This window comes from Azospirillum sp. Marseille-Q6669, from assembly GCF_965111635.1.
Window position 1 is genome coordinate 1 of sequence record NZ_CBCOOP010000006.1, and the last position, 24550, is coordinate 24550.

Sequence of the window (24550 nt, forward strand, 5' to 3'; positions counted from 1 at the left end):
AAGCGGGGGAGGGTCGGGGTGGGGGTGCCGAGGGATTGAGCCTCGTCTACCCGTCCAGCACCACCGCCTCCAGCGCGGGCAGGTCGCAGACGAAGACGTTCGGCGCCTGCTCGACCACCAGACCCGCACGCTTGAACTCGGCGATGGTGCGGCTGGCCGTCTCCATCCCGACGCCGAGCATGGCGCCCAGATCCTCGCGGCCCGACAGCAGGACCGGCTCGCTCGGAGCATCGGCGGCAAGCTTCAGGAACAGGCGGGCCAGCCGCCGCCGGGCGCTGCCGGTGGACAGCTCGGTCAGCCACTCGTCGGCCTGGTGCAGGGATTGGTACCAGCGCTCCATCAGGCGGGCGTGCAGGCGCGGCGTCTCCTTGCTCAGCCGCTCGACCACGGCCCGCGGCAGGCGGCAGGTCTCGGCCTCCTGAAGCACGACGGCGGTGTGCTCGTAGGGTTTGCCGACCAGCACCTCCAGCCCGGCCACGGCGCCACGGCGGAGCAGCCGGACGATGCGCTGCGTCCCGTCGGGGAGGAACTGGACCAGCTTCACCAGCCCGCTGCGGATCGTGTAGAGGGAGCCGCCCTCGTCCCCCGTGCTGTAGAGCGTGGCGCCGGGCTGGAAGCGCAACTCGTCGATGGGAATGTGGATCAGGTCGAAATCTTGGTCGCGCAGGTCGCCGAACAGGACGAGGTCCCGGATGGCGCAGCTGCTGCAGCGCGCGGTGCCCAGCCGCGCGGCGTCGATTCCGTTCCGATGCACTCCTGCCCGCCTTCCGTCCGCCGGACCCGTTCCGGTTCCGCCCGAAGCTTCGGAGCGAATTTTACGCGATCCGGTCGAAAAGTGCCAACCGCGTGGATCCGCCCCGCGCGATATCCCGTATCCTGTCCTACCCCCTCTTCCCACGTTGCGGGCAGCGAAAGGCAATCTATATGACCAATCGCTTATGCCCTTGTTCTGAAGTGGTATTGTCTCAGTCCCCCGCCGTTGATAACCAAAGAGATGCCCGCCACGTCAAACATTCGACATTATCTGAAATCATCGAATAGACCGGACGGCGAGCAGGGCATTAAGGAGCGACCTATTGGATTGTCATTGTTTTCGGAATGAACGCTGCTGCGAGGATCAGCGCCATGACTGTTGGTGATTTGGACCTCGACGCCTGCAGCCGGGAACCGATTCATCGCCCCGGCAGCATCCAGCCTCACGGCATGTTGTTGGCCTTCTCCGGAAGCCACGCTGGCGACACCCTGATCCAAGCCAGCGCCAACGCCGCGCCGGCGCTGTCCCTGCCGCTGGCGCAGGCGTTGGGTCAGCCGTTGGAACGGGCGCTGCACCCGCAGATCGCCGCCGCAGTCCGCTCCTTCCTCGCCGCCGGTCCGGTCCCCTCCCGCCCGGTGCCGGTCGCCTTGACCGAACTGCCCGGTGCCGGCCGTCACCAGCTTCTTGCCCACGCCGTCGCTGACGCGGCGGGCAACCGCGTGGTGATCCTGGAACTGGAGCGGCTGGAGGGGCTGGAGACCGACCTCCTCGACCACGTCTACCCGCGCATGCGCGAGGCGCTGGAGCGATTGGACGCGCTGAACGCGCCGACCGACCTTCTGAGCTGCGCCGCGCAGGAGGTCCGCGCGCTCACCGGCTTCGACCGCGTGCTGATCTACCGCTTCGACGCCGACTGGCACGGCACGGTGGTGGCGGAGGATGGGAACGGGCGGCTGCCCTCCTACATGGACCTGCGCTTTCCCGCCTCCGACATCCCCACCCAGGCGCGCGAGCTGTACCGGCTGAACCGCCAGCGGCTGATCCCCGACGCCGGCTACGCCCCGGTGCCCCTGGTCGCGCTGCCGCCGGTCCCCGAAGGGGCGCCGCCTTTGGACCTCAGCTTCTCCGTCCTGCGCAGCGTGTCGCCGGTGCATGTGCAATACATGCGGAACATGGAAACCGCCTCCTCCATGTCGGTGTCGATCCTGCTGCACGGAGCCCTCTGGGGGCTGGTCTCCTGCCACCACCACGAGCCGAAGGCGGTGTCCTACGCCGTGCGCTCGGCCTGCGACCTGATCGCGCAGATCCTGTCGGTGCGCATCGCCGCGGTGGAGGACCGGCGCGACGCGGAGCACCGCATCGCCCTGCAGGCCATCCAGGCGCGGCTGCTGGCTGCCATGGCCCAGGCCGATCCCTTCATCGCGGGCCTGACCGAGCATCCCGACGACCTGCTGCGCTTCGCGAACGCCAGTGGGGCCGCCGTCGTCTTCGAACGGCGCTGCACGCTGGTCGGCGACACCCCGACGGAAGAGCAGGTGCGCGGCCTCGTGGATTGGCTGGCCGGCCAGGGCGAGCCGGAGCAGTTCGAGACCGACAGCCTGCCCGCCCTCTACCCGGCTGCGGCCGATTTCGGAGGCAAGGCGGCGGGGTTGCTGGCCATCGCCGTGTCGAAGCTGCACGCCAGCTACGTGCTGTGGTTCCGGCCCGAGGTGGTGCGCACCGTCCGCTGGGGCGGCGATCCGCGCAAGCCGCTCGACCACGATGGCCGGGGGCTGACCCCGCGCGCCTCCTTCGAAACCTGGAAGGAGACGGTGCGCCACCGCGCGCTGCCCTGGACCGCGGCGGAGCGCGACACCGCCGCGGCGTTGCGCCACGCCGTCATCGGCATCGTCCTGCGCAAGGCGGAGGAACTGGCCGCCCTGTCGCGGGAGTTGGCACGCTCCAACAAGGAGCTGGAGTCCTTCTCCTACTCCGTCTCCCATGACCTGCGCGCGCCATTCCGCCACATCGTCGGTTACGCCGAGCTGTTGCAGGAGCTGGAGTCGGATCGGTTGAGCGCCACCGGGAAGCGTTATCTGGACGTTATCGTGGACGCGGCCAACAGCGCCGGGACTCTGGTGGACAATCTGCTGCACTTCTCGCAGATGGGGCGTAGCGAGCTGGCCCCCGTCTCGGTGGACATGAACGCCCTGGTGGCGGAGGTGCGGGAGACGTTGGCCCCCGACACCGCCGGGCGGGCCATCGACTGGGACATCGCCCCGCTGCCCACGGTGCGCGGCGATCCCGTGATGATGCGGCTGGTTCTGCAAAATCTTTTGTCGAACGCCATCAAATACTCCCGTGGCCGGGAACCGGCGCGCATCGCCGTGGGTTGCGAGGACCGGCCCACCGAAACCCTCTTCTTTGTCAGGGACAACGGGGTCGGCTTCAATCAGGCTTACGAGAAGAAGCTGTTCGGGGTCTTCCAACGGCTGCACCGCAACGAGGAATTCGAAGGCATCGGCATCGGTCTGGCCAACGTGCGCCGCGCCGTGGACCGCCATGGCGGGCGGACCTGGGCCGACGGGCGGCTCGACAAGGGGGCCATCTTCTACTTCACGCTGCCGAAAGCCGGGACGGCAAAACCGGATCTGCGAGATCTTGATGAGTGACCTGAAACCCATCCTGCTGGTTGAGGACAATCCGCGGGACCTGGAGCTGACCCTGGCGGCGCTGGAGAAATGCCAGCTCGCCAACGACGTCATCGTCGCCCGCGACGGCGAGGAGGCGCTGCGGATGCTGACCCGCCGCGATCCTGAAACCGGGAAGCCGACCCAGCTTCCCGCCGTCGTCCTGCTCGACCTCAAGCTGCCGAAGATCGACGGGCTGGAGGTGCTGGAGCGGGTGAAGAGCGACCCCGAGACCCGGCACGTCCCCATCGTGATGCTCACCGCGTCGCGCGAGGAGAGCGACCTCGTGCGCAGCTACAAGCTGGGCGTGAACGCCTTCGTGGTGAAGCCGGTGGACTTCAAGGCCTTCTTCCAGGCGATCCGCGACCTGGGCGCCTTCTGGGCGATCCTGAACGAACCCCCGGTCGGCTGCGCCCGCCGTCCGGCGGGAACCCCACCTGCGGGAAAAGGCGCCTGAAGGAATGCCCTCCGGAATGCCCTCCGCGGTGACCATCCTGCATCTGGAAGACAGCCCGCTGGACTGCGAGCTGGCCTGCGCGCGCCTGCGGAAGGCGGGAATCTCCTGCGACGTGACCCGCGTGGACACCCGCGCGGCTTTCGAGGCGGCGCTGGTCAAGGCGGCGATGGACGGGCGGCACTTCGACCTGATCCTGGCCGACTTCTCCCTGCCCGATTTCGACGGGCTGGAGGCGCTGGGCATCGCCAGGACCCGCGCCCCGGAAACCCCGTTCCTGTTCCTGTCCGGGCGGATGGGGGAGGAAACGGCGGTGTCGGCCTTGAAGATGGGGGCCCGCGACTATGTGCTGAAGCAGCGGCTGGCCCATCTGCCCGCCGCGGTGGAGCGGGCGATCCTGGAGGCGCGCACCCTGGCCGAGCGGCGGCAGGCCGAGGAGAATCTGCGCCGGCTGCGGCAGGCCATCGACGACATCCGCGACTACGCCATCGTCACGCTGGATCTGGAGGGCCGCATCACCTCGTGGAACGAGGGCAGCCGCCGCCTTTTCGGCCACACCGAGGAGGAGGCGCTGGGCCGCCCGCTGTCGCTGCTCTTCGCGCCGGAGGAGCGTTGCGCGGAGAACATCCGCGGCCTGCTGGCCGGGGTGGCGGAGAAGGAGCGCTGCGAGGTCGAATGGATCCACGCGGCGCGGGACGGGCGGCGCTTCTTCGGCTCCACGGTGCTGACCGTGGCGCGCGATGCCACGGGTGCGCCGGCCGCCTATTCGGTGGTGGTGCGCGACATCACCGACCGCCGCGCCTCGGAAATCGCGCTGCGCGACAGCGAGGCCAAGTTCCGCGCCATCGCGGAAAGCATGCCGCAGCTCGTCTGGTCGGCCCCGCCGGACGGGCTTCCCGATTATTACAACCTGCATTGGTTCGCCTACACCGGCACCCGGCCGGAGGCGATGACCGGCACCGCCTGGATGGAGGTGGTCCATCCGGACGACCGGGCGCGGACCGCCGCGCTGTGGACCGCCGCGGTGCGGTCGGGCGATTTCTACGAGGTCGAGTACCGGCTGCGCGAAGCCGGGGGCCGGTACCGCTGGTTCCTCGGGCGGGCGGTGCCGCTGCGCGACGGCGACGGTCGGATCACCCGCTGGTTCGGCACCTGCACCGACATCGACGACGCGGTGAAGGCCCGCGCCGCCCAGGCCGACGCCCGCGAGGATCTGGAGCGGCAGGTGGCCGAGCGCACGGCGGAGCTGGTGGCCGCCAACCGCCGGCTGCTGGGCGAGGTGGCGGAGCGGCAGCGCGCCCAGGCCGACCTCAGCGCGCTCTACGCCAAGACGCCGGTGCCGCTGCACTCCCTGGACGCCGAAGGGCGGCTGCTGAGCGTCAGCGACCGCTGGCTGGAGTTCATGGGCTACGAGAGCCGGGGCCAAGTGCTTGGGCGCAACATCACGGAGTTCATGCCGCCGGACGTCGCGCGGGAGCATCGGGAGAACCTTTGGCCGGAGCTGCTGCGGCTCGGCGCCTTCCAGGACATGCCCTACCGGCTGGTCAAGCGGTCGGGGGAGGTCGCCGACGTGCTGGTCTCCGCCCGGATCGAGCGGGACGGGTGGGGCGGCTTCCTGCGCACCATGGCCGCCGTGGTCGACGTCTCCGCCCGCCTGCGCGCCGAGGCGGAGCGCGAGCGGGCCGAGGAGGCCCTGCGCCATTCTCAGAAGATGGACGCGCTGGGCCAGCTCACCGGCGGCATCGCCCATGACTTCAACAACCTGCTGACGGCGATCTCTGGCAATCTGGACCTGCTGCTGTCCCGATTGGACACGGCGGAGCGGGCGGACCTGCGCGACTACGCCACCCACGCCAAGGTCGGGGCGACCCGCGCCGCCGGGCTGACGCAGCGCCTTCTCGCCTTCGCCCGGCGGCAGCCGCTGCGCCCCGACGCGACGGAGCCCTGCGTGCTGGTCCAGGGGATGGAGGATCTGCTGCGCCGCACGGTGGGGGAGCAGGTGTCCATCGCGACCGATTGCCCGCCGGACGCTTGGGCGGCTTGGTGCGATTCCAACCAGTTGGAGATCGCCCTGCTGAATCTGGTGGTGAACGCCCGCGACGCCATGCCGGACGGCGGGCGCATCACCATCACCGCCGCCAACGCCCATCTGACGGCGGCCGACGTGGCGGGCGACGCCTCCGGCGCGGCGCCTGGCGATTATGTGGTCCTGACCGTCGCCGACACCGGCATGGGCATGCCGCCCGACATCATCAAGCGCGCCTTCGATCCCTTCTTCACCACCAAGCCGATCAGGCAGGGGACAGGGCTGGGGCTGTCGCAGGTCTATGGCTTCGTCAGCCAGTCGCACGGGCTGGTGCGCATCGACAGCGAGGCCGGGCGGGGCACCGCCGTGCGCCTCTACCTGCCGCGCTGCGACGGGGAGGAGAACATTGGCCTTCCACCGGGCACCGTCGCGGCGCCCGCCGCCAACGGCGCGGTGGATGGCGTGGCGGACAACACCGCCGGAACCGTGCTGCTGGTGGAGGACGAGGCGCTGGTCCGCATGGTCGCGGTGCAGGCGCTGGAGGACGCCGGGCTGGACGTGATCGAGGCGTCGGACGGGACGGAGGCGCTGGAGTTGCTGGACGGCGGGCTGCGCGCCGATCTGGTGGTGACCGACGTGGGACTGCCCGGCATGAACGGGCGGCAACTGGCCGAGGCGGTGCATGAGCGGCGGCCCGAGCTGGGCGTGCTGTTCATGACCGGCTACGCCTACGACGCGACGCTCGGCACCGGCATCCTGGAGCCAGGCTGCGAGGTGCTCCAGAAGCCCTTCGAGACGACGGCGCTGGTTGCCCGCGTCACCGGCATGCTGGCCCACACGCGCGGCGGCAGTGGTGGTGGCGGTGCCCTGCGCGAATCTGTCCCGGAACGTCGCTGCGACTGATGCGTTACTCTCCTCCAAGGACGAGTCCGGCCCCGCGCACGGACTCCGCGCGGGGGGAGGACGGGCGATGCTTCAGGTCTCCGAATCGCAGGTGCGCCTTGGGCTCTCCGCGCCGGATAAGACGGAGGCCATCCGCATCGCCGGGCGGGCGATGGTCGACAGCGGCCTGATCGACCCCGGCTACATCGACAGCATGCTGGGCCGCGAGGCGGTGTCCGGCACCTACCTCGGCAGCGGCATCGCCATCCCCCACGGGCTTCCCGACGCGCGCGATCTGGTGCGGCGGACCGGCGTGGTGGTCGTGCAGTTTCCGCAGGGCGTCGATTGGGGCGGCGGGGAACCGGCGCGGCTGGTCGTCGGCATCGCCGCCAAGTCGGACGAGCACATCGCCGTGTTGCAACGGCTGACCGGCGTTCTGGGCGATCCCGCGGAGGCCGCGCGGCTGGGCGGCACGGGCGACCCGCGCGCCATCATGGCCGTTCTGAACGGCGAGGCACCCGCCGCGCCGGTGAATGAGTCGGCCGCGCTTCCCATCGACGGGGACGGCATAGCGGTCACCGCCCCCTCCCCCCACGGGCTGCACGCCCGCCCGGCAACGGCGCTGGTCGAGGTCGCCAAGCGCTTCCGCGCGGAGATCGCCGTCCGGCATGGCGGCACCACGGCCAACGCCAAGAGCCTGATTTCCCTGCTGCGGCTCGGCGCGTCGGGTGGAGAGCCGCTGACCGTCACCGCCTCGGGCGAGGACGCGGCGGCGGCGCTCCAGGCCATCCGCACCGCCTTCGACGCGGGGTTGGACGAGCCTGTCTCCACGGCAACGCCCACGGAGGAGCCGGCCCCGCGGACCGTCCCGGCCGACCTTGATTACGACGGGCGGGTGATCGCCGGCATCTCCGCTTCCCCCGGCGTCTCCATCGGCCCGGTCTGGAAGTTCCAGCGCGAGGAGCTGACGGTCGCCGAGACCGCCCCCGATCCCGAAGCCCAGCACCGCCGGCTGGATCAGGCGCTCGCCGCCGCCGCCGCCGACCTGCGCAACCTGCACGAGGAGTTCTGGAAGAAGGCCGGCGCCGCCAAGGCGGCCATCTTCAAGGCGCATCAGGAGCTTCTCGACGATCCGGAGATGGTCGCCGAGGCCCACGCCCTGATCGACCGCGGCAAGAGCGCCGGCTGGGCGTGGCGCGCGGTCTACGAGGAGCGCGCCGGCACGCTGGCCCAGCTCGCCGACCCGCTGTTGGCTGGCCGGGCCGCCGACCTCAGCGACGTCGGGCGCCGCGTGCTGCGCCTGCTGGCGGTGGTGACGGAGAGCGTGGCGGCCCTGCCGGACCACCCCGTCATCCTGCTGGCCGAGGATCTGGAGCCGTCCGACACGGCGAAGCTCGACCCGGCCAAGGTGCTGGGGCTGTGCACGGCGGGGGGCGGCGCCACCTCCCACACGGCGATCATCGCGCGCTCGCTGGACATCCCCGCGGTCGTCGCCGCCGGGCCGTCAGTGCTGGACCTGGAGAACGGACGGGCGGCGATCCTCGACGGCGACGGCGGCGTGCTGGTCGCCGACCCCAGCGCGCGCGACCGCGGCCGCGCGGCCGAGGCGAGGGTCAAGGTGGGCGAGCGGCGGGAGGCCGAGCGGCTCGACCGCTACAAGCCGGCCATCACCACAGACGGCCGGCGCGTCGAGGTCGCCGCCAACATCTCCGACCCGGCGGAGGCGGTGCAGGCCGTGGAGGCCGGCGGCGAGGGCGTCGGGCTGATGCGCACCGAGTTCCTGTTCCTCCAGCGCGACCTGCCGCCCGACGAGGAGGAGCAGTTCGCCGCCTACCAGACCATGGTGCGGGCGATGAACGGGCTGCCGATCATCCTGCGCACGCTGGACATCGGCGGCGACAAGAACGTCCCCTATCTGCGCATGCCGGCGGAGGGCAACCCCTTCCTGGGCGTGCGCGGCATCCGCCTGTGCTTCGAGCGGGAGGACCTGTTCCGCACCCAGCTCCGCGCCATGCTGCGCGCCTCGGTGGAGGGGCCGGTGCGCATCATGTACCCGATGATCGCCGCCCCGGCGGAGCTGGAGCGCGCCAAGGCGATCACCGAGGCGGTGCGGCGGGAGCTGAACGTGCCGCCGGTCGAACTCGGCATCATGATCGAGGTGCCGTCCGCCGTGATGATGGCCGACCGGCTGGCGCGGGAGGTGTCCTTCTTCTCCATCGGCACCAACGACCTGACGCAGTATGTGCTGGCGATGGACCGGCTGCATCCGGTGTTGGCCCCGCAGGCGGACGGGCTGCACCCCGCCGTCCTGCGCATGGTGGAGCGTACCGTGGACGCCGCCCGCCGCGCCGGAATCTGGGTCGGCGCCTGCGGCGGCGTGGCCGGCGACCCGGCGGGGGCGGTGCTGCTGTCCGGGCTGGGCGTCACGGAGCTGAGCGTGGCCATTCCCGCCGTTCCCTCGGTCAAGGCGCGGCTGCGCGCCATCGCCATGGCCGACGCCGAGCGCACCGCCCGCGAGGCGCTGGACTGCGCCGACGCGGCGGAGGTAAGAGCGTTGGTCCGCCAACGTTTCGCCGACGCCGGAGGTGTATCATGAGCCCGCAGCCCACCCCACGCCCCGGTGTCGTCACCGTGACGCTGAATGCCGCCATCGACCAGACGCTGGACGTGCCGGGATTCGCCGCCGGAGCGGTCAACCGGGCGGTCGCCGAGACGCGGACCGCCGGCGGCAAGGGCATCAACGTCGCCGCCTTCCTGGCCGGCGCCTCCTTGGCGGGCGGCGCCACGCCCGTCACCGCCACCGGCTTCCTCGGCGAGGAGAACACCGCCGTGTTCGACGCGCTGTTCCGCCGCCGCGGCATCCGCGACCGCTGCCTGCGTCTGCCGGGCCGCAGCCGGGTGAACATCAAGCTGGTGGACCGCGAGGGCCGCTCCGTCACCGACATCAACCTGCCGGGCTTGCATGTCCCGGCGGAAAGCTGGCGGGGGCTGCTGACCGTGGTGGACGACCTCGCCGTCACCAACCGGACCTTCGTTCTGTCGGGCAGCGTCCCGATGGGCGTGCCGGACACCGCCTATGCCGAGATGGTCACCGCCCTGCACCGGCGCGGCGCCTTCGTGGTGGTGGACGCCAGCGGCCCGCCGCTGCGCCACGCCGTGGCCGCCCGCCCCGACATGGTGAAGCCGAACGCGGCGGAACTGGCCGAGCTGCTGGGCCGCCCGCTGAAGGATCGGGCCGAGGTGGTGCGCGCGGCGCGCGAGCTGTCGGAGTCCGGCATCGCGCTCGTCGTCGTGTCGCTGGGCGCCGAGGGCGCCGTCTTCGTGGAGGGCGGCCGCGCGCTGCTCGCCGTGCCGCCGCCCGTGGAGGTCGCCAGCACGGTCGGCGCCGGGGATGCCATGGTGGCCGGGGTTGTTGCCGCCCGGCTGGAGGGCATGGGGTTGGAAGACTGCGCGCGGCGCGGCACCGCCTTCGCCGCCGGCACGCTGTCCCGCCTCGGCCCCGAACTGCCGCCGCCGGAGCGCCTCGCCGAGCTGATGCGGGCCGTTCGGGTGGAGGAATTGTAAGGCATTTCAGCGCCGGAGGGATCGCGATGGCAAAGCTCGTGGCTGTGACCGCCTGCCCGACGGGGATCGCCCACACCGTCATGGCGGCCGAGGCGTTGCGCCGCACCGCCGCGCTGATGGGCCACGCCATCGCGGTGGAGACCCAGGGGTCGAACGGTGTGCAGACGCCGCTCTCCGCCGCCGACATCGCGGCGGCCGACGCGGTGATCCTGGCCGCCGACATCGCCGTGGACGATTCCCGCTTCGCCGGCAAGCCAATCCTGCGCACCACGACCGCCGCAGCGATCCGCGACACCAAATCGGTGGTTGGCAACGCCCTGGCCGATGTCCCCGGCGCGCAGCCCGAAGCCGCCCGTCCGCAGCCAGCCCCGAAACCGGCTCCCACCGTGGTGCGCAGCCCCGGCCTGCTGGTCGCCATCACCGCCTGCCCGACCGGCATCGCCCACACCTTCATGGCGGCGGAGGCGCTGAAGCAGGCCGCCCAGGCCAAGGGCTACCGCATCAAGGTCGAGACCCAGGGCTCGGTCGGCGCGAAGAACGCGCTGACCGAGGAGGAGATCGCCGAGGCCGAGGCCGTCATCATCGGCGCCGACACGCACGTCGCCACCGACCGCTTCGCCGGCAAGCGCCTGCTGAGGACCTCGGTGGGGGAGGCGCTGAAACAGCCCGCCCGCGTGATCGACGAGGCGCTCGCCCTGCCGGCTCCGGCCGCGGCCGGGGCTATCGCCGCGCCCGCCTACGCCAACGCGGTGTCGGGGGCCAAGGCGCGGCAGAAGGAGACGCAGTCCGGCCCCTACAAGCATCTGCTGACCGGCGTGTCCTTCATGCTGCCCTTCGTGGTGGCCGGCGGTCTGCTCATCGCCCTGTCCTTCGTCTTCGGCATCGAGGCCTTCAAGGAGCCGGGAACCCTGCCGGCGGCGCTGATGCAGATCGGCGGGGAGGCCGCCTTCGGGCTGATGGTGCCGGTGCTGGCGGGCTACATCGCCTATTCCATCGCCGACCGGCCCGGCCTCGCCCCCGGCTTCATCGGCGGGATGCTGGCAGCCAAGATCGGGGCCGGCTTCCTGGGCGGCATCGTGGCGGGATTCCTGGCCGGCTACATCGCCCGCTGGCTGCGCGACACCATCCGGCTGCCGCAGAATCTGGAGGGGCTGAAGCCGGTGCTGATCATCCCGCTCCTGGGCACGCTGGCGGTCGGTTTGCTGATGGTCTACGTCATCGGCACGCCGGTCGCCGCGATCATGAACGGGCTGACCGCCTTCTTGCAGAGCATGACCGGGGCCAACGCGGTGGCGCTGGGCGCGCTGCTCGGCGCCATGATGGCGCTGGATATGGGAGGGCCGGTCAACAAGGCGGCCTACACCTTCGCGGTCGGGCTTCTGGCCTCCAACACCTACACGCCGATGGCCGCGGTGATGGCGGCGGGCATGACGCCGCCGCTCGGGCTGGCGCTCGCCACCATGGTCGTGCCCAGCCGCTTCACAATGCAGGAGCGCGAGGCGGGCAAGGCCGCCGGCGTGCTCGGCCTCGCCTTCATCACGGAAGGGGCGATTCCCTTCGCCGCCAAGGACCCGCTGCGCGTCATCCCCGCGGCCATGGCCGGGTCGGCGGTGGCCGGCGCCGTGTCGATGTGGTTCGGCTGCGGCCTGCGGGCGCCGCACGGCGGCGTCTTCGTGCTGGCGATCCCCAACGCGGTGGCGCCGCTCGGCCCCTATGTCCTGGCCATCGTCGCCGGGACCATCGTCACGACACTCGGCCTGATGATCCTGAAGCGCCGTGTCGAGGCCGACCCGGCCGCGGCACAGGCCCTCGACACGGCGGCTCCGACCTCGTCCAGCCCCGCACCCAGCGGGGCTGGTCACTGAGACGCCGGGATGACCGCACCCGCTGATTGTCGGTTCCACCGCAAATTAGTTTTAATTTTCGCCAAAATTGAAAGAACTCGACAACTCCAGAGTGCTATCGCTAGCTTTGCGATGTTCCGCCGCCGGCCTGTTCCGCAGTCCCCTGGAGGAACGGCAGCCGGCGGAGCCTGATGAGGATCTCGTATCGCATAGCGACGGTGGGCGGAATCCCGGTGGTCATCGCGGCGCTGATCGCGGTGACCGCCTGGATTCTGCTGGAGCGCGCCGGCCGTTCGCGCGAGGCCGCGGTCTTGGCCGGCACCGTCTACCGTGAGATGATCGCCGCCACCGCGGCCCGCAACGACTTCATCCATTCCGCCCCCGAAGGCCGCCTGCCCCACGAGATCACGTTCCGCCGAGCCACCCATGGCGCGCGGGAGGCGCTGGAGGCGCTGGGCGGCTTGGCGGACCAGGGCGCCCAGGCCGACGCGGTCGACACCGCCCGCCGCGCGTCGGACCGCCACACCGCCCGGCTGGAGGAACTGGTGGACGCCATCGCCTTCGGCGACGCCCGTGCCCGCGGCATGGCGGAGCAGGAGGCCCGCCTGCTCGCCCTGGCCGAACAGGCGGGCCAGCGGCAGCACGCCGCCAACGCGGCGCTCGTCGCCTCCCTGGCCGAGGTCGACCGGCGGTTGCTGGACAGCCGGGCCGTGGTGGACGATCTGCACGACCTGCGGGAAGCGGTGCTGCGCGCCCGGCTGGCTGCGAAGGACACGGCGGCCACCACCGATTCGGACGCCGCTCCACCGCCCGAAGCGCAGCCGCGGCTTGATCCCTTGTCCCCGTCGCTTGACCGGTTGGAGCGCAGCGCGGACCGCCTTGCCGCGTCGCTGGCCCGGGCGGGCGAGGGGATGGGGCAGGACGGCGCACCCGCCGCCGCCAGCGACGCCTATGAGACGGCCTTCGCCGAACTGACGCGGTTGCGCGCCGAGCGGCTGGACCAGTGGACGCTGCCGCAACTGGCGCCACGCTATGACGCCGTCGCCCAACGGATGCTGGACATCACCGGCACCGGCCATGGCGCCGTCCAGGCCGAGGTGGCGGAGCTTCTGCGCCGCACGGTGTCGGCCCACGCCATGGAACAGGAAACCCAGACGGTCGCCATGACCGCTCTGGCGCTCAGCGGACGGACCCTGAGAGCGCTGGAACGGCGCGACACGCGCGGGCTGCGCGATGTCGCCGCCGAGAGCGGGCGGCTGCGCGACCGGGTGGCCGGGCTGCCCATTTCCCCGCTGATCCAGGACGGGATGCTGGCCGCCATCACCGCCTGGCGCGACGGGCTGGAGCGCGCCACCGACGGGCTGGCCCGCCAGAACGGAGCCATCGCCGCGATGGACATGGACGCCGCCGCGGTGATGAACACCGCCCGCCGTCTGAACGACCTGTTCCAGGACAGCGCGGTGCGCAGCGCCGGCCTGCTGCGCTCCACCCTGCTCATCGGGGCGACCATCGGCCTGCTGTTCGCCGCCGGGGCGGCGCTCCTGGTGGCCGGCGGCATCACGCGGCCCCTGCGCCGTCTCCAGGGCGCCACCCGGCGGCTGGCCCGCGACCCGCGCGACGGGCAGGTGACCGACCTGGAGCGGCGGGACGAGTTGGGCGACATGGCCCGCGCCGTCCATCATTTCGCCGCCGAGATCAACCGCCGCGAGGACGAGATGCGCCGGGCCAAGGAACAGGCGGACTCCACCCTGGCGGAGTTGCGGCGGACCCAGGCCCATCTGGTGCAGGCGGAGAAGCTGGCCGCTCTGGGGCAGGTGGTGGCCGGGGTGGCGCACGAGATCAACACGCCGCTGGGCATCACGCTCACCACCTCGACCCTGGTCCGCGAGAAGGTGCCGAAGATGAAGCGCCTTCTCGATTCCGGCCAATTGCGCCGCCGCGAGCTGGAACGCTTCCTGACCGACCTGGGCGACGTGTCCGAGTTGCTGGTCAACAACACCGTCCGCGCGGCGGAACTGGTCCAGCGCTTCAAGGAGCTGGCGGTGGATCCGGCGGGAGAGACGCGCCGGCGCTTCGACCTGCGCCTCTGCCTGATGCAGGCGGTCGAGGCGCTGGGACCCTTCTGGGAACCGGCGGCACACCGGGTCGTCGTGGACTGCCCGCCGGGTCTGATGATGGACGGCTATCCGCAGGCCATCGCGCAGATCGTCTCGCACCTGCTGCTGAACGCGGTCAACCACGGCTTCGCGGACGGGGAGGGGGCGGATGGGCAAGAGGGAGAAGGGCGGAGCGGCACGGTGACGGTCGTTGCCCGCCGGGCCACGGCGGACGTCGTGGAACTGGCCGTCGCCGACGACGGGTGGGGCATCCCGGTGGCGCTGCGGCCACGCATCTTCGATCCCTTCTTCACCACGCGCCGCGACCGGGGCCACGCCGGGCTCGGCCTGCACATCGTGCACAACACCGTCAGCCAGCTCGGCGGCACCATCAGCCTGGAGGAGGGAGAGGCGGGGACGGACGGGGCGCGCTTCGTCATCCGCCTGCCTCCCGCCACGCCGGAGAAGGAAGGCGCGTGACGCCGGCGGACGCTTGCGCGCCGCGCCGGTTCCGGTTTACTGCAAGGCGGGTCCGTTCGACGATTTCCCGTTTGATGATTTGAGCGCGGGGTGCGGGGGCATGGCGACGATCGAGGAAGCCTACGCGGTCGCCATCGACCACCATCAGGCCGGGCGGCTGGACGAGGCGGCGATCATCTACCAGCGCATCCTTGACGCCGATCCGGAGCAGGCCCACGCCGCGCACCTGCTGGGCATCGTCGCCGGCCAACAGGGCCGTCATGACGAAGCCATCGCGCTGATCGGTGCCGCGGTGGCGCGGGACGGGTTGAACACCGACTTCCTCGGGAATCTGGGCGCGGCGCTGAAGGCCGCCGGTCGCTACGACGAGGCCATCCGTCATTTCGCCCGCGCCCTGGCGCTGGAGCCGGCGGCGCGCGGCGTTCCGGGCAATCTCGGCTCCGCCGTGGCCGCCGATGGGCGGATCGGCGAGGCCGTGCCTTGGCTGAGACGCGCCGCCGCCCTCGATCCGGCGCATTTCGAGACGTTCCTGAATCTGGGCATTGCGCTGCGTGACGCGAGCCGGTTCGTCGAGGCGGAAACGGCGCTGGAAACCGCCAAGTCCCTGCGCCCGGACCATCCGCACCCGGTCTGCGAGCTGGCGGTGCTGAAGCTGGCCCTCGGCGATTTCGAAGAGGGGCTGGCGCTTTACGAACGGCGCTGGGACTACACCGGCCAATCCGCGGCGGTGTCCGGCAAGCCGGTGTGGCGGGGCGAGGGCATCGCCGGCAAGACCATCCTCCTCTATTACGAGCAGGGCCTGGGCGACACCCTGCAATTCGTCCGCTACGCGCCGCTGCTGGCCGATCGCGGCGCGCGGGTGCTGCTGATCGTCCAGCCGGAGCTGCGCCGTCTGCTGGCCTCGGTGCGGGGCATCGACCGTCTGGCCACCTACGACGACGCGGCGGCGCTGCCGGCTTTCGACCTGTGCTGCCCGCTGATGAGCCTGCCCTTCGCCTTCAGCACGCGCATCGACGGGATACCCTCCGGCGGGCCCTACATCACGCCGCCCCCCGATCTGGTGACCGCCTGGGCGGAGCGGCTCGGCTGGAGCCAGACCGGAGGCTCCGCCGAAAAGCGCCCGTTGCGCGTGGGATTCATCTGGTCGGGCAACCCGCGGCGCCACGACCCCACATCCCACGCGATGGACCGCCGCCGTAGCGTGCCCTTCGCGCTGATGGAACCGCTGCTCTCCGTACCGGGGATCGCGGCCGTCAGCCTTCAGGTCGGGGATGCGGCGGAGCAGGCGCGGGCGGCCGTCGCGGCGGGGCTGCTCACCGACCCTATGGTGGGCGTGACCGACTTCGCCGACACCGCGGCCATCGCGGCGCATCTCGACCTCGTCATCACCGTGGACACGTCGGTCGCCCACCTCGCGGCGGCGGTCGGGCGCCCGGTGTGGATGCTGTCACGCTCCGACGCCTGCTGGCGCTGGTTCCGCGGGCGCGACGACAGCCCGTGGTACCCGACGATGCGCCTCTACCGGCAGGACTCGCCCGGCGACTGGGGGCCGGTCATGACCCGCCTGGGCCATGACCTTGCCGCCGCCGCGGCGTGGGATCAGAACTGCGCCGAGGCGCTCAGCAGGAAGGCCCGGCCCGGCTGGTAGAGCGGGGTGACGGTGCCGAACTCCTGGCCGTAGGTGGCGCGGTCGGCGTAGGTCTCGTCGAAGAGGTTGCGGACGTCGAGGCGCAGCGCCAAGTTGGCGTGCTCCGGCAGCCGGTGCTCCACGAACAGGTTGGCCGTCTGATAGCCCTTCAGCGGCCGCTGCCCGGCCTGGACCTTGTCGTAGTCGAGCACGAACTCCAGGTCGGCGCCCAGGGTCAGGTTCCAGGACTGCACGGTGTGGGCGCCGCCGATGGTGAAGACCTGTCCGATCGGCGTGGCGAGGTAGGTGCCGGTGTCGGAATCCGCGGGCAGACCGTCGATCTTGACGTCAATGTCGGCGTATTTGGCGCGGATGAAGCCGTTCGTCCAGGCGTAGCCGAGACCCAGCTCATAGCCTTCCGACCGCACGTCGCGGGCGAGGGTGGCGCTCGTGGCGGCGAAGCGCGCGGCGCGGGCGTCGTCGAGCTTGGTGCGGAAGATCCGGCCTTCCGCGGTGAAGCCCTCGTAACGGGCCTCCAGCCCCGCGGTGCTGTTGGTGGCCGTCACCGGACGCGGGCCGGCGCCGTAATTCCAGGCCGGGTTCATGATGTAATTCTCGGCCATCTGGACGCCGCCCCAGCCGCGCGACACGCCGGCCTTGGCGATCAGGTAGCGGGGCAGCAGGTCGAACTCGCCCGAGATGTTGTGGCTGAGGCCGTGGTTGGTCCATTCCCGTCCGGTCGTCCCCTCGAAGGTCTGGCGGTCGCCGCGCAGGCCGAAGGACAGGCGCAGACGCTCCATCGGCTCCAGCCGGGCCTGACCGTACAGGCCGTTGTTGCGCGCCCGCTCGGTCGCGGACATCGTCCGGTCCCGGTAGTTGGCGCGGTCCACGTAGAAGTCGGTGCCTGTCGTGAAAGTGCCGATCCGGAAGCCGAAGGTGTTCTCCAGCTTGCCGTTGAAGGAACTGGTCGCGCCCTTGCCCGGGTAGCTCCCCGGCACGGTGCTGCTGCCGACCGGGCGGGTGAAGATCGGCGTTTCCACGTCGGTGCGGCCGTAGGCGAGCACCAGCTTGGGGTTCCACAGCTCCGTCGGCAGGGCGTCGGTGTAGGTGAAGACCATGTTCTGGCGGTCGAGCGAGTAGTCGCGCACGCGCGGCTCCCAGGCCGGGCGCCCGGCCAGCGACCCGATGTTCGCGCGGAAGGGCCGCGGCGCATCGTCGTAGACCCGCTCGTAGCTGGCCTGGAAGCGGTGGCCGCTCTCCGTCTGCACCGCCGCCTTGCCAAGGCCGCTGACCATGTCCGTCTCGGTGCCGTCCACCTTGCGCCCGTTGCCCGCGGTGTATTTGCCACCCTTGCCGTAGGTCACGGTGCCCAGCGCCTCCAGCCCCTGGTGGCGCCCGAAGCCGGCGAGGTTGGTGGTCAGGCCGGAGCCGTTGGTGTTGAAGGTGGTCTTGCCGAAGGCGCCGACGCCGTCGCTCGCCAGGAAGTCGCTGGCGTCCTTCGTCTCGTAGGCGATGGAGCCGGCGAGCGCGCCCGGCCCGGCGTCGGCGGGGGCGACGCCGGCGTCCACGCGCACCACCTTCAGCAGCGCCGGGTCGATCAGCGTGGTGCCGTTGTGGTGGAAGACCTTGTTGTTCTGGCGGCTGCCGTCGATGGTGACGGCCAGATTGGTTTCCTCGACGCCGTTCACATAGACCTTCTGCGACATCGGCACGGAACTGCCCACGCGGATCGTCGGCTCGCCGGAGAAGACGTCGCGGAGGTCGCGGGGATTCTTGCGATCCAGATCCTCCTTGGTGATGGTGATGTTGCCGCTTCCGCTGCCGGCGCCGGTCGAGGCGGTGACCGACACCGGCCCCAGCATCGTGACGTCGCCGGTCGGAGCCGGAACCAGCGTCGCGGAGCCGGTGCCGGTCGTGCGGTAGCCGACGCCCGTCCCGGACAGCAGCGTGTCGAGCGCCTGGGCGGGGGTCATGCTGCCCGACACCGGGCGGGAGCTGTGCCCGGCGGCCAGATCGGCGGAATAGCCGATCTGCCAGCCGGTCCGGCGCGCGAAGGCGTCGAGCGCCGCGGGCAGAGGCTGAGCCGGCAGCGCGAAGGCCATCGTCTGCGCGGCGCCAGGGGCGGGAGCGGCCTGCTGGGCCAGGGACCGGGAGGGGAGGGCCAGGACGCCGCCGAGCGCGGTGGTCGCCATCAGGGCCAGGATCAGATGCCGGGCGGCGGTTCCCCGCGCGCGCACCAAGAACTTGCCTGTCGAAACCGTCCGGCCTTCCATTCCTCACAACTCCCGTCTGCGCTGGTGGCGGGGGCGTGATTACCGGTGTATGAACCGTGCCCCCTCTTTTCGGCAGACGCACGGGGGCGTAGCGTCTCACAAAAAAATCCCGAAAGAAGGTCAAAACCTATCGAAGCAGGATGATTCCGCCAGGAAGCTCGGTCACGCGGGCACCCACGACATCGGCCAGCGAGCGGATCGCCGCGACGGGATCGTCCAGCCGGTAGTTTCCGCTGACCCGCGCGCCGGCCAGCCGGTCGCCGACCAGGATGACCGGTGCGCCATGGTAGCGCCGGATGGTGTCGACGATCGCGGCGAAGGGCTGGTCGTGGAACACGCAACGCCCGTCCTTCCAGGCCAGCGCAACCGCCGGGTCCAAGCGGGCGGGCGCCGACAGGCCGTCCGCCGTGGCCGTCACCCGGTCACCCGGAACGAGGGACACCGTCCGGCCCGGCGGTTCCCGCCGGCTGACCGACACCCGCCCGCGCTCCAGGAAGACGGCGTCCTGCCCGCTGTCCGACCGCACGGTGAAGGCGGTGCCGGTCACCTCGACCTCGCTGAAGCCGGCGGTGACGCGGAAGGGGTGGGCGGGGTCGCTGACCACGTCGAAGTAAGCCTGCCCGCGCAGCAGCCGGACGTGGCGCCGGCCCTCGGCGAAATCGAGCGCGACCGCGGAGTCGGTGTCGAGGATCAGCAGGGACCGGTCGGGCAGGGCGATCTCCTGCCGCTCCCCGGCGGCGGTGCGGTGGTCGGCGGTCAGGCGGAGCGCCAATGTGGGCTGGAGATGGACGCCGATGGCCAGCAGCAGCGCGGCGGCGGCCAGCGAGGCCCGCCATCCGCCGAACCGCCCGGACCGCCGCCGCGCTACGGACCGGGTGGCCGCCGGCGGAGGGGCCGTCTGCGGGTGATGGGCGAGCGTCGCTGCCTGCAATTCGGGCATGCTCCCAAGCGACGACAGGCGGTCGAACGCCGCGGCGTGGCGCGGGTCGCGGTTCCGCCATGCCTGATAGGCGGCTCGGGTGTCCGGGGCCACGGGCGCGTCGAGAAGCGTCACGAACCAAGTGAGCGCCTCGTCCGTGATCGGGTCCGCATGCCGGTAGGCCCCGGCATCCTGTCCGCCGTCTGCCTTGTCCTGCTCCACGCTTGGTCTTCCACTCTTCCTTGACCGGACTCACGTACAGTTGAGACGTTTCATCGCTCGGCGGGTCACAATTCGCAAACCGCAGCCCATAGCCCGCAGATGGTGATCGTTCCCGCGCCCGTCCAACCGGCTTGACATCTGAAATTGAGAATCATTATCAATCTCGATGTTGCAAGGCCGCCGATGTCGCACCGACCGCGGTGGTGTCCTTTCCGCCGCCGTACCGACAGGGCTATCATGTCCGCAAGCCTGATTGCGATCTATCTCGATCACCGCCGCTCGTTGTTCGGGTGCGCGATGAAGATCGTGCGTGATCTTCAGGTTGCCGAGGATCTGCTGCAGGAAAGCTACCTGCGCGCCTGCAAGGCCGTGGAGAGGGGACCCATCGACAACATCGGGGCTTTCCTTCACCGGACGGTCCACAACCTCGCGCTGGACCATCTCCGGCGCTGCCGGACCCAGGAGCGGTTCGAGGCCGGCCCGGCGGACACCGTCGAGGCGCTGGGCATCGCATCGGAGACCCCTTCGGCGGAAGAGCGTCTGCTGCACCGCGAGCGGCTGTCGTGCTTCATGGACGCCCTGGAGCGTCTGCCGGCGCGGGCCCGGCAGGTGTGGCTTCTGAACCGGGTCGAAGGCCTGTCCTATCCCCAGATCGCCGCCCATCTGGGTGTGTCGCAGGGCACGGTCTTCAACGACATGAAACTGGCGATGGGCCATTTCGTGGACACCATGGCGCGCCGCGACCGCCCCGAGCCGGCCGCGAGCCGGTCCGGCGGGACGCCCTAGCCGTGGAACACGCCCCCGATTGAGAGCGGAAGGGGCGGTCCGCCCCCGGATCACGGGAAGCAGATGCACGGATCCGGTGCTGGGTGTATGTGTGATGGTGTCCCGTCCCAAGCGGCACAAAAATCCCATAAGCTATCTTATGGAAAATATACCGCAAAAACTACCCATGAGGGTTTTTATGAATCATATTCTACGGCACGGTCGGGTCTCTCCAAGGGCTCATGACGGCATGCCGAAAACGATGGACCAAGCCTTGGCCGACCGGAAGGCGGTGGTGCTCGAAGCCTACCCGGATGAAATCAGCCGCATGAGAAGCGGCCTCGCCTCCGGCTCCCTGAAGAAGGAGGACGGCTGGGAGGACATCATCACCAGCCGCGAAACCGAACTTGCCGCGGCCCGGCAAGGCACGATGAAAATACACGCCGTGAACGACCCGAATCTCGTACAGTCCAAGGGCGAGTTCACGGTCGCCCGCGACGGCAATGGCTGGAGCGCCCGTGGGATCACGGTGAACGGCAACGCCGCCGCCTTGCAGGAAAAATTCGGCACCGGGAACATGCAGGTCGGGTCCAGCCCCTACACCGGCGACTATGTGATCACCTGGTAAACCCGCGCGCTTGCGCGGATGGGGCTGTCTGGGTAGGCAGGCAATTTTCACAGTGTGGAAATGTGTAAAAATTCGTGGCGGCCCCTCATTTCCCACGACATGGCTCCCCTTCCGGAAAGCGGCGTGCTAGGCTTTCCTCCGGCCTGTTGAAGGCCCCATGACCGGACCGACGGCGGGACCGGTCGGGAACATCAGGACACGCGTACCATGAATCACATCGTCGCCCCCTGCTTTAAGGATCAGGGCCTTGAGGACCAGAACCTCAAGGAGTTGGAGCGCCCGGAATCGCCTCTTCTGGAGGGCGTCGACGGCATGTGGGCGATGCTGCGCGCCGAGGCGGAGAATGTCGTCGTCAAGGAGCCTTGGCTGCGCCCCTTCATCGACACCGCCATCCTGCTGCACCATGACTTCCCGTCGGCGCTGGGCAGCCTGCTGGCGCGCAAGCTGGGTGATTCCTACATCTCCGCCGACCAGCTCGCGATGCTCGTGCGCTCGGCGGTCGCCGACGCGCCCTGCATCGTGGAGGAGGCCTGCTCCGACCTTCAGGCCATCTGCACACGCGACCCGGCGGCGGACAACTGCCTGACGCCCTTCCTCTACTACAAGGGCTTCCACGCGCTGGAATGGCACCGCATCGGCCACTGGCTGTGGCGGCGCGAGCGGCGCGACCTCGCCCACTTCCTGCAAAGCCGGGTGTCGGAGGTCTTCGCCGTGGACATCCACCCGGCGGTCCCGGTCGGGCGCGGCGTCTTCATCGACCACGGCACCGGCTTGGTGATCGGCGAAACCGCCGTGGTCGGCAACGACGTGTCGATCCTTCAGGAGGTCACGCTCGGCGGCACCGGCAAGGAGCATGGCGACCGCCATCCGAAGGTGCGCGACGGCGTCCTGCTGTCCGCCGGGGCCAAGATCCTCGGCAACATCGAGATTGGCAGCCGCGCCAAGGTCGGAGCCGGCAGCGTGGTCCTGAAGGACGTGCCGCCCTGCGCCACCGTGGTCGGCGTCCCGGCGCGGATCGTCGGCTGGTGCCGCGACACGGTGCCGGCGCTCGCCATGGACCAGACGGTGCCGGAGCCGGAATATCACATCTAGTGGCCGGGGCTGCTCCGGAACTCCGGCGCGGTCATCTCCTCGCGGGTCAGGGCGATGAACAGGTCCACCACCGGGCTCTTGGAGCGGTTGGCGTCGAAGGCCACCTGGAACGGCGCCTGATAGGACAGGACCTTGGGCAGCAGAATCCGCAGCCGCCCGGCCTTGACGTAGGGTGCGGCGTAATGGTCCGGCAGATAGCCGGCGTAGGCGCCGGACAGGATCAGCCGCGCCGCCCCCTCCATGTCGCTGACCGTCGCCTTGGGCGTTGATATGGCGAAGATCTTCAGGTCGCGCGACCCCCAATAGCTGCGCGCGACCAGCCGATAGCGGCGGATTTCGTCCAGGTCGATGGCCTCGTCCGGCAGGGTGAACAGCGGGTGCCCGTCCGCCACGCAGAAATGGATCGTCTCGTTGTAGAGGTCCTGGTAGGACAGGCTTGGTACGATCCGCGGGAAGCTGGCGATGGCGAGTTGGAGCTGCCCGCCGATGACGTCGCGCAGAAGTTCGTTCGGCGGGCGCACGTTGATGATCAGCGAGACCTCCGGCGCCGCCTCGGTGAAGCGGGCGAAGACGCGCTCCAGCGGGGCGCGCGGGTCGGTCAGCGTGTTGTCCACCAGCCCGACCGCCAGCGTGCCGGTCAGCCGCTCGCGCAGGCCGCGCACCCGGCCGCGGAAGCGCTCCAGCGTGTCGAACACGCGCCGCGCCTCGTCATAGACCGCCTGCCCTTCCGGGGTGAGCTGGAATCCCGACCGCCCACGCCGGCACAGCCGCAGGCCCAGCCGGGTCTCCAGATCGGTGAAATGGGTGGATATGGTGGACAGCGACAGGTTCAGTTCGCTCTGCGCCGCACTGAATCCGCCGGCCTCGACGATGGTCATGAACAACCGCAACAGGCGCAGATCCACGGTTTCCAGCTGAATCATCGCCACGACGCCGCCCTCCCCTGCCCCGCTCGCCGGTTCCGGGGCGTCCGATACTTCGGCCCGGATCGAAGTAAGATACAAAACTTTCTGATTTTCGGGCAACGGCGCCGGGCGTCTAATGACCGCAGGCCGCAATGCTGGCCTCACGAACAGATAAGCTCGTCCGCAAGGAAAGGTCGCATCCATGAACGAGACGACGGGTAAGCAGGGACTTCACGCCGCTTTGACCGGCGGCATCAGCCGGCGCGCGGTTCTGGCCGGAGCGGGCACGCTGGCCACGGTGGCCGCCATCGGCTTTCCGAACATCGTCCGCGCCCAGTCGAAGACGCTGAAGGTCGGCGTCTACGGCGGCTACTTCAAGGAATCCTTCGAAAAGCACATCTTCCCGGAATTCTCCAAGGCCACCGGCATCACGGTGGAGGCCATCGCCGAACCGACCGGCGAAGCGTGGCTGGTCCAGCTCGAACAGGCGGCCCGCGCCCGTCAGGCGCCCGCCGACGTCTCAATGATGTCGCAGGTGGCGATGCTGAAAGGGGCCTCGGCGGAGCTGTGGGCGCCCTTCGACCTGTCGAAGATCCCCAACGCCGCCAAGGTCGTCCCGCACCTCGTCAACAAATACCCGGACGGCAAGGTCAGCGGCATCGGCGCGGTGTCCTGGTACATCACGCTGGTCACCAACACCAAGAGCTACCCGCAGGCCCCGGACAGCTGGGCGGCCCTGTGGGACCCGGCGAACAAGGACAAGCTCGGCCTGCTGGCGCTGGTCAGCAACAGCTTCCTGCTGGAGGTCACCGCGGCGACCTTCTTCGGCGGCACCAAGCATCTCGACAGCGAGCAGGGGCAGCTCGACTGCTTCAAGAAGCTGGCGGAGCTGAAGTCCAACGTGAAGCTCTGGTACCGCGACGAGGCGCAGTTCGAGGCCTCGCTGAAGTCCGGCGAGATCCCGATGGGCCAGTACTACCACGACGTGACCGGCCTCGCCGCCGCGGACGGGCAGCCGGTGCGCTCGACCTTCCCGAAGGAGGGCGGCATCCTCGACTCCGGCAGCTGGGCAGTCACCCGCGCCTCCAAGGCCGGCGACCTCGCGCATGTCTTCGTGGACTATATGTGCCAGCCGTCGATCCAGGCCCTGCTGTCACGCAAGGTCGGCACCGCCCCGACCATCGACCGCAAGATGACCGACCTGACCGACCAGGAGTTTGCCGCCGTGTCCTCCGACATCGCGCCGATCATCCCGCGCTACGACCTGTACACAAGCAAGTCCGACTGGCTGAACCAGAAGTGGACGGAAATGATCGTCGGATGAGTGTGTGAGCCCTTCTCCCCTCTGGG

The 24550-nt window shown here is 70.2% G+C and carries 16 protein-coding genes; 12 read left to right on the forward strand and 4 right to left on the reverse strand.

Features of this window, described 5'->3' with window-relative positions; all coding sequences use genetic code 11:
* Positions 1-46 precede the first annotated feature (46 nt).
* Positions 47-754, reverse strand: a complete 708-nt coding sequence (locus tag ACWPXE_RS28640; protein ID WP_454020545.1) for a Crp/Fnr family transcriptional regulator — start codon at positions 752-754, stop codon at positions 47-49.
* A gap of 371 nt (positions 755-1125) precedes the next feature.
* On the opposite strand from ACWPXE_RS28640, the gene ACWPXE_RS28645 reads away from it, so the two are divergent.
* The 8 genes from ACWPXE_RS28645 to ACWPXE_RS28680 all read left to right on the forward strand — a co-directional run bounded on the left by ACWPXE_RS28645 (position 1126) and on the right by ACWPXE_RS28680 (position 16417).
* On the forward strand, positions 1126-3405 hold the full coding sequence (locus ACWPXE_RS28645) for an ATP-binding protein (protein ID WP_454020546.1): 2280 nt from the start codon (positions 1126-1128) through the stop codon (positions 3403-3405).
* The gene (locus ACWPXE_RS28650) at positions 3398-3880 is read left to right on the forward strand and encodes a response regulator (protein WP_237907992.1); all 483 of its coding nucleotides are present in this window, start codon (positions 3398-3400) and stop codon (positions 3878-3880) included. Before ACWPXE_RS28645 ends, ACWPXE_RS28650 begins: the two co-directional genes overlap by 8 nt.
* Before the next feature lie 16 nt (positions 3881-3896).
* Positions 3897-6806 carry a PAS domain S-box protein gene (locus tag ACWPXE_RS28655; protein ID WP_454020547.1) on the forward strand — a complete coding sequence of 970 codons (2910 nt, stop codon included), beginning with the start codon at positions 3897-3899 and terminating at the stop codon, positions 6804-6806.
* 67 nt (positions 6807-6873) lie between these two features.
* Positions 6874-9381, forward strand: a complete 2508-nt coding sequence (gene ptsP / locus ACWPXE_RS28660) for a phosphoenolpyruvate--protein phosphotransferase (protein ID WP_454020548.1) — start codon at positions 6874-6876, stop codon at positions 9379-9381.
* Positions 9378-10349 carry a 1-phosphofructokinase gene (pfkB, locus tag ACWPXE_RS28665; RefSeq protein WP_454020549.1) on the forward strand — a complete coding sequence of 324 codons (972 nt, stop codon included), beginning with the start codon at positions 9378-9380 and terminating at the stop codon, positions 10347-10349. The genes ptsP and pfkB overlap by 4 nt, the downstream gene beginning before the upstream one ends.
* Before the next feature lie 26 nt (positions 10350-10375).
* Positions 10376-12214 carry a PTS fructose-like transporter subunit IIB gene (locus ACWPXE_RS28670; protein ID WP_454020550.1) on the forward strand — a complete coding sequence of 613 codons (1839 nt, stop codon included), beginning with the start codon at positions 10376-10378 and terminating at the stop codon, positions 12212-12214.
* Between the two features lie 170 nt (positions 12215-12384).
* Complete coding sequence (locus tag ACWPXE_RS28675) at positions 12385-14769, forward strand: ATP-binding protein (RefSeq protein WP_454020551.1); 2385 nt, start codon at positions 12385-12387, stop codon at positions 14767-14769.
* Between the two features lie 100 nt (positions 14770-14869).
* Entirely contained in the window at positions 14870-16417 is a 1548-nt protein-coding gene (locus tag ACWPXE_RS28680) for a tetratricopeptide repeat protein (RefSeq protein ID WP_454020552.1), read from the forward strand.
* On the opposite strand, the gene ACWPXE_RS28685 is transcribed toward ACWPXE_RS28680, so the two are convergent.
* Both ACWPXE_RS28685 and ACWPXE_RS28690 read right to left on the reverse strand, forming a co-directional pair.
* Positions 16369-18669 (reverse strand): TonB-dependent receptor domain-containing protein, encoded by a 2301-nt coding sequence (locus ACWPXE_RS28685; protein WP_454020553.1) that lies wholly within the window; start codon positions 18667-18669, stop codon positions 16369-16371. The two genes, ACWPXE_RS28680 and ACWPXE_RS28685, sit on opposite strands and share 49 nt — an antisense overlap.
* A gap of 127 nt (positions 18670-18796) precedes the next feature.
* The gene (locus ACWPXE_RS28690; protein WP_454020554.1) at positions 18797-19810 is read right to left on the reverse strand and encodes a FecR family protein; all 1014 of its coding nucleotides are present in this window, start codon (positions 19808-19810) and stop codon (positions 18797-18799) included.
* 237 nt (positions 19811-20047) lie between these two features.
* Between ACWPXE_RS28690 and ACWPXE_RS28695 the strand changes: the two genes are divergently transcribed.
* The 3 genes from ACWPXE_RS28695 to cysE all read left to right on the forward strand — a co-directional run bounded on the left by ACWPXE_RS28695 (position 20048) and on the right by cysE (position 22295).
* Positions 20048-20596 (forward strand): RNA polymerase sigma factor, encoded by a 549-nt coding sequence (locus ACWPXE_RS28695; protein WP_454020555.1) that lies wholly within the window; start codon positions 20048-20050, stop codon positions 20594-20596.
* A 229-nt stretch (positions 20597-20825) separates the two neighbouring features.
* Positions 20826-21203, forward strand: a complete 378-nt coding sequence (locus ACWPXE_RS28700; RefSeq protein ID WP_454020556.1) for a hypothetical protein — start codon at positions 20826-20828, stop codon at positions 21201-21203.
* A 207-nt stretch (positions 21204-21410) separates the two neighbouring features.
* Entirely contained in the window at positions 21411-22295 is an 885-nt protein-coding gene (cysE, locus tag ACWPXE_RS28705) for a serine O-acetyltransferase (RefSeq protein WP_454020557.1), read from the forward strand.
* On the opposite strand, the gene ACWPXE_RS28710 is transcribed toward cysE, so the two are convergent.
* On the reverse strand, positions 22292-23218 hold the full coding sequence (locus ACWPXE_RS28710; protein ID WP_454020973.1) for a LysR family transcriptional regulator: 927 nt from the start codon (positions 23216-23218) through the stop codon (positions 22292-22294). The genes cysE and ACWPXE_RS28710 overlap by 4 nt on opposite strands.
* Positions 23219-23402: 184 nt before the next feature.
* On the opposite strand from ACWPXE_RS28710, the gene ACWPXE_RS28715 reads away from it, so the two are divergent.
* Positions 23403-24524 (forward strand): ABC transporter substrate-binding protein, encoded by a 1122-nt coding sequence (locus tag ACWPXE_RS28715; RefSeq protein WP_145677861.1) that lies wholly within the window; start codon positions 23403-23405, stop codon positions 24522-24524.
* The last annotated feature ends 26 nt before the right edge of the window (positions 24525-24550 follow it).